Annotated in this window: 14 protein-coding genes; 5 read left to right on the top strand and 9 right to left on the bottom strand. The window is 62.1% G+C overall.

What is annotated here, in order from left to right:
- Positions 1–188: 188 nt before the first annotated feature.
- The 6 genes from paaK to paaF form a co-directional block, all read right to left on the bottom strand.
- Positions 189–1514, bottom strand: coding sequence for a phenylacetate--CoA ligase PaaK (gene paaK / locus HGP31_RS21930; protein ID WP_168758654.1), 1326 nt, complete (start codon positions 1512–1514; stop codon positions 189–191).
- Positions 1515–1613: 99 nt separating this feature from the next.
- Positions 1614–2825, bottom strand: a complete 1212-nt coding sequence (gene pcaF / locus HGP31_RS21925) for a 3-oxoadipyl-CoA thiolase (RefSeq protein WP_168758653.1) — start codon at positions 2823–2825, stop codon at positions 1614–1616.
- Positions 2818–3267, bottom strand: a complete 450-nt coding sequence (gene paaI / locus HGP31_RS21920; protein WP_020795547.1) for a hydroxyphenylacetyl-CoA thioesterase PaaI — start codon at positions 3265–3267, stop codon at positions 2818–2820. The genes pcaF and paaI overlap by 8 nt, the downstream gene beginning before the upstream one ends.
- Positions 3260–4777, bottom strand: a complete 1518-nt coding sequence (gene paaH / locus HGP31_RS21915; RefSeq protein ID WP_168758651.1) for a 3-hydroxyacyl-CoA dehydrogenase PaaH — start codon at positions 4775–4777, stop codon at positions 3260–3262. Before paaH ends, paaI begins: the two co-directional genes overlap by 8 nt.
- A 3-nt stretch (positions 4778–4780) precedes the next feature.
- Entirely contained in the window at positions 4781–5572 is a 792-nt protein-coding gene (paaG, locus tag HGP31_RS21910) for a 2-(1,2-epoxy-1,2-dihydrophenyl)acetyl-CoA isomerase PaaG (protein ID WP_083349515.1), read from the bottom strand.
- A 42-nt stretch (positions 5573–5614) separates the two neighbouring features.
- Complete coding sequence (gene paaF / locus HGP31_RS21905; RefSeq protein ID WP_020795544.1) at positions 5615–6388, bottom strand: 2,3-dehydroadipyl-CoA hydratase PaaF; 774 nt, start codon at positions 6386–6388, stop codon at positions 5615–5617.
- A 349-nt stretch (positions 6389–6737) separates the two neighbouring features.
- On the opposite strand from paaF, the gene paaY reads away from it, so the two are divergent.
- The 3 genes from paaY to feaR all read left to right on the top strand — a co-directional run bounded on the left by paaY (position 6738) and on the right by feaR (position 9426).
- Positions 6738–7334 carry a phenylacetic acid degradation protein PaaY gene (gene paaY / locus HGP31_RS21900; protein WP_168758649.1) on the top strand — a complete coding sequence of 199 codons (597 nt, stop codon included), beginning with the start codon at positions 6738–6740 and terminating at the stop codon, positions 7332–7334.
- 168 nt (positions 7335–7502) lie between these two features.
- The gene (gene paaX / locus HGP31_RS21895) at positions 7503–8426 is read left to right on the top strand and encodes a phenylacetic acid degradation operon negative regulatory protein PaaX (RefSeq protein ID WP_020795541.1); all 924 of its coding nucleotides are present in this window, start codon (positions 7503–7505) and stop codon (positions 8424–8426) included.
- Positions 8427–8511: 85 nt separating this feature from the next.
- Positions 8512–9426 (top strand): transcriptional regulator FeaR, encoded by a 915-nt coding sequence (feaR, locus tag HGP31_RS21890; protein ID WP_168758647.1) that lies wholly within the window; start codon positions 8512–8514, stop codon positions 9424–9426.
- Positions 9427–9487: 61 nt separating this feature from the next.
- Here the strand turns inward: feaR and tynA are convergent, their stop codons facing one another.
- The 3 genes from tynA to HGP31_RS21875 all read right to left on the bottom strand — a co-directional run bounded on the left by tynA (position 9488) and on the right by HGP31_RS21875 (position 12915).
- On the bottom strand, positions 9488–11776 hold the full coding sequence (tynA, locus tag HGP31_RS21885) for a primary-amine oxidase (RefSeq protein ID WP_168758645.1): 2289 nt from the start codon (positions 11774–11776) through the stop codon (positions 9488–9490).
- A gap of 147 nt (positions 11777–11923) precedes the next feature.
- Positions 11924–12595, bottom strand: a complete 672-nt coding sequence (locus HGP31_RS21880; protein WP_168758644.1) for a DUF3313 domain-containing protein — start codon at positions 12593–12595, stop codon at positions 11924–11926.
- Complete coding sequence (locus HGP31_RS21875; RefSeq protein WP_033044164.1) at positions 12595–12915, bottom strand: hypothetical protein; 321 nt, start codon at positions 12913–12915, stop codon at positions 12595–12597. Before HGP31_RS21875 ends, HGP31_RS21880 begins: the two co-directional genes overlap by 1 nt.
- Before the next feature lie 120 nt (positions 12916–13035).
- On the opposite strand from HGP31_RS21875, the gene HGP31_RS21870 reads away from it, so the two are divergent.
- Together HGP31_RS21870 and HGP31_RS21865 are read left to right on the top strand one after the other, a co-directional pair.
- Positions 13036–13785, top strand: coding sequence for a response regulator (locus HGP31_RS21870; RefSeq protein WP_050511638.1), 750 nt, complete (start codon positions 13036–13038; stop codon positions 13783–13785).
- Positions 13782–15161, top strand: a complete 1380-nt coding sequence (locus HGP31_RS21865; RefSeq protein ID WP_420850671.1) for an ATP-binding protein — start codon at positions 13782–13784, stop codon at positions 15159–15161. Before HGP31_RS21870 ends, HGP31_RS21865 begins: the two co-directional genes overlap by 4 nt.
- The last annotated feature ends 14 nt before the right edge of the window (positions 15162–15175 follow it).

Genomic DNA, 15175 nt, shown 5'->3' with positions numbered 1-15175 from the left:
CTCGCGAAGGCGACCTGACTTTTGTGGATGCACTCGACTCCTGTAGGAGCGAGCATGCTCGCGATGGAAGCAAGAACAACGCGGGGTGCCAGGCAGCAAGCGTCATCGTTGACGTCCATCGCGAGCAGGCTCGCTCCCACAGGGGCAAAAAAAGCCCCGCATCAGCGGGGCTCAAAGGGGTGCAGCAGTCATGCTTTAGGGCGTTTATCCACGACGTGGCAGGCCTTGCCCTCGGATCGCTTGATCGAATGGAAAGGCTGCAGGACGATTCGCGAACTGATCCCGATGTAGGTCTTGATGTGTTTGCCGAGCTCCCCGCAAACGGCCTTTTGCTGTTCTTCGCTCAGGTGCTGGTGCTCGGCCTTCAACTCGACATGCACATCAACGCTGTCCAGGTTGCCGTTGCGATACAGATGGATCTCGTAGCACTCGGAAAGCTGTTTGATTTTCAGTACTTGCTCCTCGATCTGCGTCGGGAACACGTTGACCCCGCGGATGATAAGCATGTCGTCGCTGCGCCCGGTGATCTTGTCGATCCGCCGCATCGGCCGCGCAGTGCCCGGCAGCAGGCGCGTCAGGTCGCGGGTGCGATAGCGGATCATCGGCAGCGCTTCTTTGCTCAGGGACGTGAACACCAGTTCGCCCATCTGCCCGTCCGGCAGCACTTCGCCGGTGACCGGGTCGATGATTTCCGGGTAGAAGTGGTCTTCCCAGATGGTCGGGCCGTCCTTGGTCTCGGCGCATTCCATGGCGACACCGGGCCCCATGATTTCCGAGAGACCGTAGATGTCGAGCGCGGTGATGCCCAGGCGCTGCTCGATGGCACTGCGCAGCTCGGCGGTCCATGGCTCGGCGCCGAAGATGCCCAGGCGCAGGGCCAGTTTGTGCGGGTCGATGCCCTGGCGCTCGATCTCGTCGGCGATGTTGAGCATGTAGGACGGCGTGACCATGATGATGTCCGGCTGGAAATCCTTGATCAGCTGCACTTGTTTTTCGGTCTGGCCGCCGGACATCGGGATCACCGTACAACCCAGGCGTTCGGCGCCGTAGTGCGCACCGAGGCCGCCGGTAAACAGCCCGTAGCCGTAGGAAATGTGCACCTTGTCGCCACGCCGGCCACCCGCCGCGCGGATCGAACGCGCAACCACGTTGGCCCAGGTGTCGATGTCGTTCTGGGTGTAGCCGACCACGGTCGGTTTGCCGGTGGTGCCGCTGGATGCGTGCAGGCGCACGATGTCATGCATCGGCACGGCAAACATGCCGTAGGGGTAGTTGTCGCGCAGGTCGGACTTGGTGGTGAAGGGGAATTTCGCCAGGTCGTCGAGGGACTTGATGTCGTCCGGGTGCACGCCCAGGGCATCGAAACGCTGACGGTATAGCGGCACATTCTTGTAGGCGTGGTTCAGGCTCCAGCGCAGGCGCTCCAGCTGATGCTGGCGCAGCTCGTCGATGCTGGCGGTTTCCAGCGGGTCCAGCATGGGATCTAGCACGGCTTGGGCAATTGGCATGTTCATGTGTTCACTCGAATTGTTTTTGTGTTCCAGCCCCTGTATGCAGGGGCTTTGAGTGCATGCCCCAAGGATACCTCTCGGCACCCCGGGAATCGCGATTCTTTAGTGGGGTAGACGCTCGATGATCAGCGCGATCCCTTGACCAACGCCGATGCACATGGTGCACAGGGCATAGCGGCCATTGCGCTCCTCCAGTTCATGCAGGGCGGTGGTGACCAGGCGTGCGCCGCTCATGCCCAACGGGTGGCCCAGGGCGATGGCGCCGCCGTTGGGGTTGACCCGTGGGTCGGTGTCGCTCAGGCCCAGTTCGCGCAGGACGGCCAGGCCCTGGGCGGCAAAGGCTTCGTTGAGCTCGATCACGTCCATGTCCGCCAGGCTCAGGTTTGCAACCTCCAGCACCTTGCGGGTGGCCGGGACCGGACCGATACCCATGATGCGCGGCTCGACGCCAGCGGTCGCCATCGCCACCACCCGGCCACGAGCGATCAGGCCGTGGCGTTTGGCAGCTTCGGGGCTGGCCAGCAGCAGCGCGCAGGCGCCGTCGTTGACGCCCGAGGCGTTGCCGGCGGTAACGCTGCCGCCCTCACGGAACGGCGTGCCCAGTTTGGCCAACTGCTCAAGGGTGGTGTCGCCGCGTGGGTGCTCGTCGTGCTCGACCACTTTGGCCGGGCCTTTGCGCTGGGGAATTTCCACCGCGACGATTTCTTTCGCCAGGCGTCCGTTGGCCTGGGCAGCGGCGGCGCGTTGTTGGCTGCGCAGGGCGAAGGCGTCCTGATCGGCGCGGGAGATATTGAACTGTTCGGCAACGTTCTCTGCCGTTTCCGGCATGGAGTCGATTCCGTACGTCTTTTTCATCAACGGATTGACGAAACGCCAGCCGATGGTGGTGTCGAACATCTCGGCCGCACGGGAAAACGCCTGTTCGGCCTTGCCCATCACCAGTGGGGCGCGGGACATCGATTCAACGCCGCCGACCAGCATCAACCCGGTTTCGCCACTGCGAATCGCCCGCGCTGCGGTGCCGACCGCATCCAGCCCGGAGCCGCACAGGCGATTGAGGGTGGTGCCGGGTACGCTGACCGGCAACCCGGCCAGCAGTGCCGACATGCGTGCGACGTTGCGGTTGTCTTCGCCGGCCTGGTTGGCGCAGCCGTAGATCACATCGTCCACCGTGTTCCAGTCCACTTGCGGGTGGCGACGCAGCAGTTCGCGCAGTGGCACCGCGCCGAGGTCGTCGGCACGCACGCTGCTCAGCACTCCGGCGTAGCGGCCGATCGGGGTGCGAACGGCGTCGATGATCAGGGCGTCATTCATTGGGGGTCTCCTGCGCCAGCACCGGGCCGCGCACTTTGTAGGACTTGCCGTGGAACAGGGCGATCAACTGGCCCTGCTGGTTTTCAATGCGTACGTCGTAGTTGCCGGTGCGCCCGGAGCGGCTTTGCTCGATGCAGTCGGCATTGAGCGTGTCGCCCAGGCGCGCCGGGGCGATGTAGTCGATGCTGCAGCCGATGGCCACGGTGGCTTCGTTGTAGCTGTTGCAGGCAAAGGCAAATGCCGAGTCGGCGAGGGCGAACAGGTAGCCGCCGTGGCAGGTGCCGTGGCCCTGGACCATGTCTTCGCGCACGGTCATGCCCACGCGAGCGGAGCCTGGGCCGGCGGACAGCAGGCGCATGCCCATGGCCTGGCTGGCGTTGTCGCGCTGGAACAACGCTTGCGCGCAGTCGCTGGCCAGGTTCATCGCTTCGTGGTTAGTCATGGAAGTTTCTCCCTTCGGCTACGCGGCGGCGCAGCAGCAACGATGGCCGGTAGCGTTCTTCGCCATAAGCGGCTTGCATGTTGTCCAGCGTATTGAGGATGTGCGGCAGACCCACGGCATCGGCCCAGGCCAGCGGGCCTTGGGGATAATTGACCCCGGCGCGCATCGCCAGATCGATGTCGGCGGCCGAGGCCACGCCTTGCAACAAGGCGTCGGCGGCCTCGTTGGCGAGCATCGCCACGGTGCGCAGGACGGCGAGGGCCGGGCTGTCGCTGAGCAGGCTGACCTTGAGCCCGGCCCGTTGCAGCAGTGCAACGCCTTGTTCGAGTGCCAGCGGATCAATGCCGGCTGCATGGCTGATAGCGATACGTTGGGCCTTGGCATAGTCGAACGCCAGATCCAGCAGAATCAGGTTACGCAACCCGTCTTCCCGGGCTCGCTGACAGGCCATGCGTCCGTCGTTCAGGGCCAGCACGGCATCACCCACGCGCAGCAAACCGCGGCCATCTCGCTGGAGGACTTCAACGCCTTGCGCTTGCAGACGCCCGAGCAGGCCTTGGGCGAACCCCAGGTCACCTTCGGCAACGCAACCATCGACGGTCGCCGCACTGCTGATTTCAGCCGCTTGCGGGCGCTCGGCGCCTTGGGCGTAAGCGTAGAAACCCTGTCCGCTCTTGCGCCCCAGTCGTCCACCGTCTACCAGCTCTTTCTGGATCAGCGACGGCTGGAAGCGCGTGTCCTGGTAGCAGGCATCGAACACCGAGCAAGTCACGGCGTAGTTGACGTCATGGCCGATCAGGTCGGTGAGCTCGAAGGCGCCCATGGCAAAGCCCCCGGCCTCGCGCATCAGCGCATCCAGGGTTGGGCAATCGGCTGCACCTTCCTGCAGCAGGCGCAGGCTTTCGGCGTAGAACGGCCGGGCCACGCGGTTGACGATGAAGCCCGGCGTGGAGCGGGTGTGCACCGGTTTTTTGCCCCACGCCTTGGCGGTGTCGTACAGGCACTCGGCCAAAGCCGGATCGCTGGCCAGCCCCGAGACGATTTCCACCAGCGCCATGACGGGCGCCGGGTTGAAGAAGTGCAGGCCGAGCAGGCGTTGCGGGTGTTGCAGCTGCGCTGCAATGCTGGTGATCGACAGCGACGAAGTGTTGCTCGCCAGGATGCACTGCGCGCTGCAGATGCCTTCCAGCTGGCGGAACAGCGCGCGCTTGACCTCGAGGTTCTCGACGATGGCCTCGATGATCAAATCGCAATCGGCCAGGGCTTCGATGGCTTCCACGGCCTGCAGGCGGGCGATGGTTGCGCTGCGCGACTCGGCGGGCAGCTTGCCGTTCTCGACCCGTTTGCCCAGTTGCCGATCGATGCCTTCAATGGCCTGGGCCGCAGCGCCGGGGCGATTGTCCAGCAGCAACACCGGATGCCCGGCCTGCGCCGCGACCTGGGCAATGCCGGCACCCATGGCGCCGGCGCCGATCACGGCGATGCGTGCAGAAGTGTTCAATGCGCTCATGACTCAACGTCCCTTGAAGCTTGGGGTGCGTTTTTCCATGAAGGCGCCGACGCCTTCGCGGTAGTCCTCGCTGCGCCCGGCCAGGCGTTGCAGGTCACGCTCCAGTTCCAGCTGTTCATCAAAGCTGTTGCTCATGCTGGCGTTCAGGCTGCGTTTGATCAGCGCCAGGCCGTATGTCGGTTGGGTGGCCAGGTGTTGCGCCAGTTTCAACGCTTCGTCGCGCAGTTCGGCGTCTTCCACGCAGCGGTAGATCAGCCCCCATTGCTCGGCCTGTTCAGCGCTCAGGCGATTGCCGAGCAGGGCCAGTGCCTTGGCGCGGGCCATTCCGACCAGGCGCGGCAGGGTCCAGGTGCCGCCGGAATCAGGGATCAGGCCGATCTTGCAGAAGGCCTGGATGAAGCTGGCCGAACGCGCTGCCAGCACCAGGTCGCAAGCGAGTGGGATGTTGGCGCCAGCACCAGCGGCCACGCCGTTGACCGCGCAAATCACCGGCATTGGCAGGTCGCGCAGTTGGCGGATCAGCGGGTTGTAGAACTTCTCGATGGACTCGCCCAGGTCCGGCGCGGCACTGCCCGGCGCGACATTGCGGTCGCTCAGGTCTTGCCCTGCGCAGAAGCCACGGCCTTCGCCGGTCAGCAGCAGCACGCGCACGTCGGGGTTTTGCCGCACCTGCTTGAGCGCCTCCTTCACTTCGCCATGCATCTGGGTGTTGAAGCTGTTGAGCTGATCCGGGCGATTGAGGCTGAGCAGGGCGACGCCGGCCTCGATGGAAAACAGGATGTGTTCGAAGTTCATGGTCTTGGCGCTCTCTTGGAATTCGTAAGGCGGGTAACCGGGTTACTGGCCGGTGAAAGTCGGTGTGCGTTTTTCCTGGAAGGCGGCAATGCCTTCGTCGCGGTCGCGGGTGCCGGCCAGCACGGTGAAGGCATGACGCTCGAAGCGCAGGCCGCTTGCCAAATCGGTGTCCATGGCCTTGAGCAGCGCTTCCTTGGCCAGGCGTACCGCCAGCGGTGCCTTGGCGGCGATCTGGCGGGCAACCTGCAGCGCGCGATCGACAGTGAATTCAGGCTGGGTGACTTCGCTGACCAGGCCGGCGCGCTGGGCCTGGCGAGCGTCAATCGGCTCGCCGCTCAGGACCATCTGCATGGCCATGGATTTGCCGACGGCGCGCAGCAGGCGTTGGGTGCCACCCGCGCCGGGCATGATCCCGAGGTTGATTTCCGGCTGGCCGAAGCGCGCATCTTCGCCGGCAATGATGATGTCGGCGTGCATGGCCAGTTCGCAGCCGCCGCCGAGGGCGAAGCCGTTGACGGCGGCGATCAGCGGTTTGTTGAAGCGGGTGATGGCTTGCCATGAGGCCTGGCGCGGGTCATCGAGGATGCCGACCAGATCGCGCTCGGCCATTTCCTTGATGTCGGCACCGGCGGCGAAGGCCTTGCGGCTGCCGGTCATGACCACGGCACGGGTCTTGGGGTCGGCTTGGGCGATGCTCAACTCATCAGCCAGCTCACCCAGCAGCTGGGTGTTCAGGGCGTTCAGCGCTTGTGGGCGCTGCAGGGTAATCAGGCGTACGCCAGGCTCGATGAATTCGACGGCAAGGGTTTGAGGCATGGCGGATGCCCTCACGGTGAACGCTCGGCGCTGAGGCCGGCTTGTTATTGGATCGACCGCAGGGGCCGGTTTTGCCGGAGTATACCTATAACGTGATACGTAAAATCAACATAAAAAACGAATTAATGTGTCCTATTGTCAGATTTATGATTTCTGAAGGTGGTCTGCATGAAGCAGGAAATTACGCTATGAGCACTGATTTTATTGGTGCTGTCGCGGGCTGTGGCGATTGAAATGCACCCCGTTGGAACGCCGCTATCAAGTGATACGATTTTTAGTCTTTGTGCTGGTAAAAGCGATGTGATACAAAATAAGTCAATATTTGCATCGCTTTGCCAAGGAACCTCCCATGACCTGCTACAGCCTTGATGGCCTGACCCCGGTGGTTGACCCGAGCGCCTATGTGCATCCGTCCGCCGTGTTGATCGGTGACGTGATCATTGGCCCCCACTGTTATGTAGGGCCGCTGGCCAGCCTGCGCGGTGATTTCGGGCGGATCGTGCTGGAGGAGGGCGCCAACATTCAGGACACCTGCGTGATGCACGGCTTCCCCGACAGCGACACCGTGGTCGAGCGCAATGGCCACATCGGCCACGGTGCCGTGCTGCACGGTTGCCGGATCGGCGCCGACGCGCTGGTGGGGATGAATGCGGTGGTGATGGACAACGCACGTATCGGCCCGCGGTCTTTCGTGTCGGCGGCGGCGTTCGTCAAGGCCGGGTTCGAATGCCCCGAGCAATCATTGGTCATGGGCGCGCCGGCGAGTGTCAAACGCATGCTTAGCGATCAGGAAGTGGCGTGGAAGCAGGCGGGTACTCGTGAGTATCAGGAGCTGGCCAAGCGTTGCCTCACGCAAATTCAGGTGTGCGAGCCGTTGGCGGAGCCAGAGCCGGAGCGGCCGCGAATCAGTGACAGAGGCCTTCGACCGAAAGGCAATACCTTGTGAACACAATCCCCCTGTGGGAGCGAGCCTGCTCGCGAATGCGGTCTGACATTCAATATTGATGGTGACTGGTACACCGCTTTTGCGAGCAGGCTCGCTCCCACAAGGGGATTTGCGATTAACAGGCAGGTTTTCGGTATATTCCTTTTCTTTTTTCAGCCCGGTACGCCCATGTCGTCCCTGATACCCTTGAACCATCTGATTACACGCTTTCAAGAGCAGACACCGATCCGTGCCAGTTCCTTGATCATCACCCTGTACGGTGATGCCATCGAACCCCACGGCGGGACCGTCTGGCTGGGCAGCCTGATCCAGTTGCTCGAACCGATCGGCATCAACGAGCGACTGATCCGCACGTCGATTTTTCGCCTGACCAAGGAAGGCTGGCTGACTGCCGAGAAGGTGGGTCGTCGTAGTTACTACAGCCTGACCGGCACCGGTCGCCGGCGTTTCGACAAGGCGTTCAAACGGGTCTACAGCACCAGCATGCCGGCCTGGGATGGTTCCTGGTGCCTGGTGATGCTGTCGCAACTGACCCAGGACAAGCGCAAACAAGTGCGCGAAGAGCTGGAATGGCAAGGTTTTGGTGCGATTTCGCCGGTGGTGCTGGCCTGTCCGCGCAGCGATCGCACGGATGTCAACGCGACGCTGCTGGACCTCGGCGCCCAGGAAGAAACCATCGTCTTCGAAACCACCGCTCAAGACGTACTCGCCTCCAAGGCCCTGCGCCTGCAAGTGCGCGAGAGCTGGAACATCGAGGAGCTTGCAACCCACTACAGCGAATTCATCCAGCTGTTCCGACCGCTATGGCAAGCCCTGCGCGAACAGGAAAACCTGCAGCCAGCCGACTGCTTCCTGGCGCGGATCCTGCTTATTCACGAATACCGCAAACTGCTGCTGCGCGACCCGCAACTGCCGGACGAGTTGTTGCCCGGCGACTGGGAAGGCCGAGCAGCCCGGCAGTTGTGCCGCAACATTTACCGTTTGATCTACGCCAAGGCCGAGGAATGGCTGAACAGCGCACTGGAAACCGCCGACGGACCGCTACCGGATGTGGGCGAGAGTTTTTATCGACGGTTTGGCGGGTTGAAATAACCCGTCGACGGTCAGGGAGAGTCGCTGTTCAGGAGAACCAGTTGATTGACGTAGACAATAAAAATAAGCCTGCGTGAGGCCTGACATGATTTCTACAACCGCACAGCGCCAGGATGGGTTCGATCAGTGGATCCACCAGATCAACCAGATCTGTGGCGCCTTCAACGCCCAACCCCTGGGAACCGGCTTTGCCGGGCAGATTCGCGAACACCGCAGCGATGCCCTCAAGCTCAGCTTCGTCGATGCCTGCCAGGCGCGGCTGTACCGCACGCCGCAGGAAGTCGCGGCGGGCGAGGACGGTAAGTACTTTGCGGTGTTCCAGCTCGATGGCACCGCGGGCATGGCCCAGGGCGACGACAGGGTCCAGCTGTCCGCCGGGGACATCACGTTGATCGATGCTGCGCGGCCCAGCGACTTCACCTACAGCGAAAACTCCCGACAATTGTCGCTTATCCTGCCGTACCAACTGGTGGAGCAGACGCTGCGCTTCAATCAGGTCAAGTGCGGCCATCGGATTGCCGCGGCATCGCCCATCGCCATGCTTTCGCACCGCTTGATCCTCGATGCCACGCGCCAGCAGAACCTCAGTCGTCAGGAAAGCGAGGCGACCCTGGAGGCGATTGTCAGCCTGCTGCGCCCGGCCATCAGCCAGAGCGACGATTGCACGGATCCGCACGAGCGCACCTTCCGCAAGACCCTGAGCGTCATCGACCAGCACATCCGCTGCGAAGAGCTGTGCCCGGAATGGCTGGCGCGGGAAGTTGGCATGTCGACCCGTGGGTTGTACCGGATGTTCGCCAAGAAAGGCCTGGTGGTGGCGCGCTACATCAAGAACCGCCGGTTGGACCTGTGTGCCGAAACCCTGCGTCAATCGGGCAAGGAACAGAAGTTGTCGGTGCTGGGGTATTCGTGGGGTTTTTCCGATTCGAGCTATTTTTCCACGGCATTCAAATCGCGCTTCGGCATTGCGCCGGGAGAATATCGCAAGCGGCATGCCTGAAGATCGCATAACCCTGTAGGAGCAGCCGGTCGACGCTCCTACAGGGGATGCGTCCTGCATTTTATTTCGGCGAGTTGAGATTCAGCGTCGGCGTTTCATCGAAGAAATTCCACGGCTTCAGCAGGACATGCACCCACTCGGTCGGCATGATCGGCCATTCTTCGGCCCGGGCGATGTGGGTGGTGCCGGTGGTCAGCCAGACCACGTCGTCGGTGTTCTCGATGGAATGGTTATCCTGGGTGAATTGCCCCAGTCCCGAGTCCTTGTCCGAGCGGTTCGGGTATTTGCCTTCCGGGTACTTTTCCTCAGGGTTGTATTGCGTCACCCACAGCTGCTTGTCCATGAAGCTCAGGCGGTGGTACAGCCATTCGTCCGTGCCGAAGTTGGCGCCCTTGGCCACCGGGTGCGTGCCGCCGGCATAGGGAATCAGCTGGTACGACACCGGGTTGCCGACCTTGTTTTCCTTGCTCAAGTTGCTCAGCAGGCGCACGGTCGAGGGGTCGAATTTCTGCGCCGCCTGCTGCTCGGTGCTGACCACGCGGGTTTCGGTTTGCATGGTGCTGGTGCGCGGCCCGCCACGGTCGTTGGGCAGCACCACCGGGTTCACTTCCACCAGCGAGTTGCTCTCGCCGTCGACGTCCATGTCCAGGCGGAAGTTATAGATGTGCTGGTGCGTGGTGCCGACGATGTTGTGGTCGAGCAGGGTGCCGTAGCGCGTGTCTTCCTTGGCGGTTTCTTCGTGCATCGTTTTGGATTTCACACCCTTGACGGCTTCGATGCCGGTGGCGCCGGCGTCGATGCCGATGGTGCCGTTCTGCTGGAAGACCCAGTCGAAGATGTAGTCATAGTTGCCGACGGTACTGATCCAGCGCACCACCAGCTCACGCCGTTCGGTGCTGAGGTTGGGCTGGCCCATTTCCTGGTGTTTGTATTCCGGGCCGGCATAGCGCTCGAACACCGCCATGGCGCGCGGAATCGACGTCGGTGCGCCGGTGTAGTCGGCGATGGTGGCGTCCAGCAGCACGGCGTTTTCCGGGGCGTCTTTGCCACGGGCGATAGGCGAGGTCAGGGTGCCCATGCCGTAGTCGCCGGAATCCAGGTATGCCTTGAAGTACCAGCCGACATCCGGGTCGCCGTAAGGCACGATCATCCCGCCCAGGGAGCCTTCGTACATGATCTTGCGCTTCTTGCCCTTGTCGTCGTAGGTGACCGTGGACAGGATCGGGCCGACCCGCGAATCGAGGCGAACGTGGAAGTCCCAGTTCTGCCAGTGAATGCTATTGCCGGTGATGGTGTAGTTCTTGCCTTCGGGTTCGATGATTTCCAGCGGCTTGACCGCCACGCCCTTGCGCCCGCGTCCGTCGTAGGGCGTCGGTTTCATCGGGACCGGAACCAGCGCTTCGTCTTCGATCTTGATCAGCTTTTTCTGTTCCAGATCGACAATCGCCACCAGGCCCTCGATCGGATGCGCCCAGTAGTTGCCGTCATCGACATTGAGGTAGCTGACGATCTTTAGCAGGCGCTTGTCCTGCGCCAGCCCGTCCTTGCCGTCGAAGTAACCGACGGTCAGCGGCGTGGCGACGACTTTCTTCACATCGTTGATGCCGCGCTTGGCCAAGGCTTGCGCGTATTCGGGGCTGGTTTCGACAGCGGTTTGCACCGTGGCGAAATCATCCAGCAGCACCATGCCATGGGCGCCTTCGATGGGTTTCCAGGATTGCAACGCCTTGCTGTCGAGATCCACCAGCGCTTCGATCACGTGCTTGCCGTCCAGCACGACGATATTGGCCAGGCGCGGCTGGGTCACGTTTTGCCCGGTGTAGACGAAGTTCCACACCTGATCCTTCGGCGGCGCCTTGACCGAGACTTCGGTGAAGCGAAAGCCTGGCTTGTAGTGTTCCGATTGCTTGACGATGTCCACCGCCGCGGTGATTTCGTCGGCACTCAGGGGGTTGAGCGGGTTAGGACGGGTCTCCACGACAAAGGTCGTGTCCAGGCCGGACTGGAACACCTGGTTGATGAAGTCCTTGGACATGAAGGCGGTCTTGCCCTTGAACACCACGGGCACCGTCAGCTCCATGCGCTTGCCGTTGAGCATGGCCACTTTGCTGTCCGGCTTGACCTTGAGGTAGACACCGTCCTTGGCAATGGTGAACAGGTTCGAGTAGTCGTCCCATTTGACCGTGGCGCCAAATTCCTCGAGGCCTGCCTGCAGCGGTACCATTTCGGCTTGGCCGCCGTGGGCCTGGGCATTGTCCATGCACAGGGGCAGGCCGAGGACGCTCAGGGAGATGGCCAGGGCGAGCCGGGCAAGCGGTGATCTTTTTGGCAGTGCTTTGGCGCTGGACATGGGTGCATTCCTGGGGAAAAGCCGGTGACTGGCATGCTTGCACTTTGCAACAGCCAGTCGAAACCTGCATTTGGATTCCTGCCAGATTGCTTTGACTGCCTGCCTGAATCAATTTTCCCCATTGGATCCCGATTGGCAAGCAGCCTTCTATTTATGCATCGCCAGGTACGACTTGCGCAGGTCGCTGGCCCAGCCGTCGAGCACGCCCTTGATGTTTGCCGTGGTGATGACCTGCTTGTCGTTCTCCAGCGGTATCCCCGTGCCCACGCGCACCACTTTGGCGACAAGGGTCCTGGTCTCGCCATCGAGAAAGGCAACCTCGGTGGCAATTTCACTGTCCTGGTCGCGGATCCCGGTGGCGGTGCTGACGCCTGCTGCAACCAGGGTGATCGGTAGCCATTCGTAATAGCGCAGGCCCTGGGTGCTGGCGCTCACTCGGGTGATTGACGGTCGCACGATCAGGGTCTTGGGCCCCGGAGTGGTGACCACGGTCAAGACCTTGCCCATCTCAAACTTGAGCACCGCATCGTAGTACCAGGTCGTGTCGCCGAGCGTGGTCTGTGGCAGGCGCTCGCTGGGTTTGGGCTGCGGGTAGTATTGGCTCGGTTCGATATAAACCTGGGTGTAGCGGTCGAGCTCAAGCTTGGGGTTTACCCAGCTCAGTACCGGTTGGCCTGAAGGTGACTGGTGCTCGGTCAGGGCGCTGTAGTCGTTCAGAAAGCCTGAATAGCTGTCGGGGGATGCGACTTTTTTGTTGCTGCACGCCGAGAGGACGAGGGTTACAGCGGCCAATAGCGGCAGCGAGAAGCGCTTTCTCATCAAGGGGTTCCTGATTGGAGGGTGGAGCCTGGCAGGTCTTCCGAGCATTCGATACGCAGATCGCCGTTGGCCATGATCCACTGGGTAAACTCGGCAATCGGCACGTGGTGGATGTATTCCACCCAGTTGCTGGTGGTCGGGCTGTACCGCTCGAAATAGCGGCGCAGCACGACCTGGGTCCGATCGTCGGTCAGTCCCAGGCACGATTGCTGGAATAGAATCGGCTCGTCTTGCCCTGGCGCACTGGTGCGCTGGTTGAGGATCACTGTGTGAGCGCTGTCGGTTGTCTCGGTTGCGTAGGTGCTGTTCGAACCCTGCATGGAAGACCTCATGAGTTGGAATTCGCGCAGGGTGCCGCAAGTGGGTTGCGACCGTATGTCCGATTGATGTCATGCAAGTAGAAATGTTGCTGGATTGAAATATATGACCCTGGCACCGGAATGGTTTTAGATACGCTCTTTTTTGGCCGTGGATCCCCGAACGTGAGCAGACTGCTGATCGTCGACGACGATGTGGAAATCCTGTCCCTGCTGAAACAGTTTTTTGTTCAGCATGCCTATGAGGTGGACTTGGCCACCCATGGTGAGGCCATGTGGGCGATGATCGAAAAGAACCGCCCGGACATCATCATCCTGGACCTGATGCTACCCGGCGAAGGTGGCCTGAGCCTCTGCCAGAAACTGCGGGCGCGGACGGATATTGCGATCGTCATGTTGACCGCGATGGGTGAACTGAGCGACCGCATTGTCGGCCTGGAACTGGGCGCCGACGATTACCTGACCAAGCCATTCGATCCTCGGGAGCTGCTTGCCAGGCTGCGTGCCGTGCAGCGTCGCGCTGGCGAGAAAAGCCCGGGGCTCGAGCCCTCGCGTCCGATCATCACATTCGCCGATTGGCACCTGGACATCACTTGTCGTGAACTGCGTTCGCCCGAGGGCGTGATGATTCCGTTGTCCGCGGGCGAGTTCGATTTGCTGCGGGTTTTTCTCGAGCATCCACAGCGCATTCTCACCCGGGAACAGCTGATCGACCTGGCGCGTGGCCAGGGGCACGATGCCTATGACCGCAGCATCGATGTGCAAGTCAGTCGACTGCGTCGCAAGATCGAGCCGGACAGCAAGCGCCCGGATCTCATTCGCACCGTGCGTAACGGCGGGTATATGTTCTGCGCCAAGGTGACCCGCTCATGATCCGCCGCCTGGTCGCTCGAATGGTTCCGCGAATAGTCCCTCGCGATACACTCAGGTCGCGGATTGCGCTGACAATCGTCGCGGCGATGCTCGCGTCCCTGGCCCTCAACGGCTTGTTCGTGCAGCTCGCCGGAACCTGGGGCCGTCCGCCCATTGAGCGCACCGGCCTGCTCGAGCAAATGGCCGCGAATGTGCGGGTGATCGAGGCAGCGCCTGTGCCGTTGCGCTCGTCGTTGGCCTCTGCCGCCAGCCATCCGATGCTTGAGGTGGTTTGGCACGAACGGCGGGCCGACTTCCATCTGCCCCCGGGCGGTATGCAGGTGGGGCACGAACATTCGCCGCTGCAGCAATTGCTGGGTGATGTTCCCCGTGACATTCGAGTCTTCAACCCCGGCGACTGGCCGGACGAAAGCCCCCAGGCGCACTACGTGGCACTGGTTGAGCTACGCGATGGCAGCTGGCTGTCGTTCACCCCGCCGGAACGCAGCTGGGGGCTCGACTCCAGCGTACGGATCGCGATTATCATCGCCCTGGGGCTGGTGGCTACCCTGCTGGTCGCCTGGATTGCCACGCGACAACTGGCCAGTCCGCTGCAACGTTTTGCCAGCGCTGCACGGCGCTTTGGCGATGACCTGCGCGCGCCGCCGATCAAGATCGAAGGCCCCCATGAAATACGCCAGGCCACCATTGCCTTCAACACCATGCAGGCGCAGATCCGGCACTTTCTCAGCGAGCGTACGCAGATGCTCGCGGCCATCTCCCACGACTTGCGCGCGCCCCTGACCCGGATGCGTCTGCGCAGCGAATTCATGGACGACCTGGAACAGCAGCGCAAAATGGTGCGCGACATCGAAGAGATGCAAACGATGATCAACGCGGCGCTGGGTTTTTTCCGTGATGAAAGCCACGGGGAGCACGCCACGGCATTCGACCTTTCGGAATTGCTGCAAACGATCGTCGATGACTTTCGCGACCAGGACATCGTCGTCCACTTCACGGGTCCCGCTCACCTGGTGTACGACGGCCGCCCGCTCGGGATCAAGCGCGTGATCGTCAACCTGCTGGAAAACGCCGTGAAATATGCACATGAGCCGGCAATCGAGCTAAGGCGTGAAGGGCACATGGTCTGCATCGAAGTCAGTGACGAGGGCCCCGGCATACCCGAGTCCGCCCTCGAACAGGTGTTCGATCCCTTCTACCGTCTGGAGACCTCACGCAACAGGGATACCGGTGGCGTGGGGCTGGGATTGTCTGCTGCGCGGGCGATCGTTCGAGAGCAGGGTGGGGAGCTGACACTGCGCAATCGCACCGGCGCAGGGCTGGTGGCGCGTGTGGAACTGCCGGGTACTCGCGGCGCGAAGGCTAATAAGCGTTAGCCTTCGCGCCGCTC

Origin of the sequence: Pseudomonas umsongensis (genome assembly GCF_012647205.1) — a bacterium.
GTDB classification, from domain to species: Bacteria; Pseudomonadota; Gammaproteobacteria; order Pseudomonadales; family Pseudomonadaceae; genus Aquipseudomonas; species Aquipseudomonas umsongensis.
Note: the sequence above shows the minus strand (reverse complement) of the source record. Positions and strands in the feature narration are given on the sequence as shown.

Excerpts from the sequence above, each read along its gene's own strand:
- paaK (WP_168758654.1), bottom strand. The coding sequence starts at position 1,514 with ATGAACATGCCAATTGCCCAAGCCGTGCTAGATCCCATGCTGGACCCG.
- pcaF (WP_168758653.1), bottom strand. The coding sequence starts at position 2,825 with ATGAATGACGCCCTGATCATCGACGCCGTTCGCACCCCGATCGGCCGC.
- paaI (WP_020795547.1), bottom strand. The coding sequence starts at position 3,267 with ATGACTAACCACGAAGCGATGAACCTGGCCAGCGACTGCGCGCAAGCG.
- paaH (WP_168758651.1), bottom strand. The coding sequence starts at position 4,777 with ATGAGCGCATTGAACACTTCTGCACGCATCGCCGTGATCGGCGCCGGC.
- paaG (WP_083349515.1), bottom strand. The coding sequence starts at position 5,572 with ATGAACTTCGAACACATCCTGTTTTCCATCGAGGCCGGCGTCGCCCTG.
- paaF (WP_020795544.1), bottom strand. The coding sequence starts at position 6,388 with ATGCCTCAAACCCTTGCCGTCGAATTCATCGAGCCTGGCGTACGCCTG.
- paaY (WP_168758649.1), top strand. The coding sequence starts at position 6,738 with ATGACCTGCTACAGCCTTGATGGCCTGACCCCGGTGGTTGACCCGAGC.
- paaX (WP_020795541.1), top strand. The coding sequence starts at position 7,503 with ATGTCGTCCCTGATACCCTTGAACCATCTGATTACACGCTTTCAAGAG.
- feaR (WP_168758647.1), top strand. The coding sequence starts at position 8,512 with ATGATTTCTACAACCGCACAGCGCCAGGATGGGTTCGATCAGTGGATC.
- tynA (WP_168758645.1), bottom strand. The coding sequence starts at position 11,776 with ATGTCCAGCGCCAAAGCACTGCCAAAAAGATCACCGCTTGCCCGGCTC.
- HGP31_RS21880 (WP_168758644.1), bottom strand. The coding sequence starts at position 12,595 with ATGAGAAAGCGCTTCTCGCTGCCGCTATTGGCCGCTGTAACCCTCGTC.
- HGP31_RS21875 (WP_033044164.1), bottom strand. The coding sequence starts at position 12,915 with ATGCAGGGTTCGAACAGCACCTACGCAACCGAGACAACCGACAGCGCT.
- HGP31_RS21870 (WP_050511638.1), top strand. The coding sequence starts at position 13,036 with ATGGTTTTAGATACGCTCTTTTTTGGCCGTGGATCCCCGAACGTGAGC.
- HGP31_RS21865 (WP_420850671.1), top strand. The coding sequence starts at position 13,782 with ATGATCCGCCGCCTGGTCGCTCGAATGGTTCCGCGAATAGTCCCTCGC.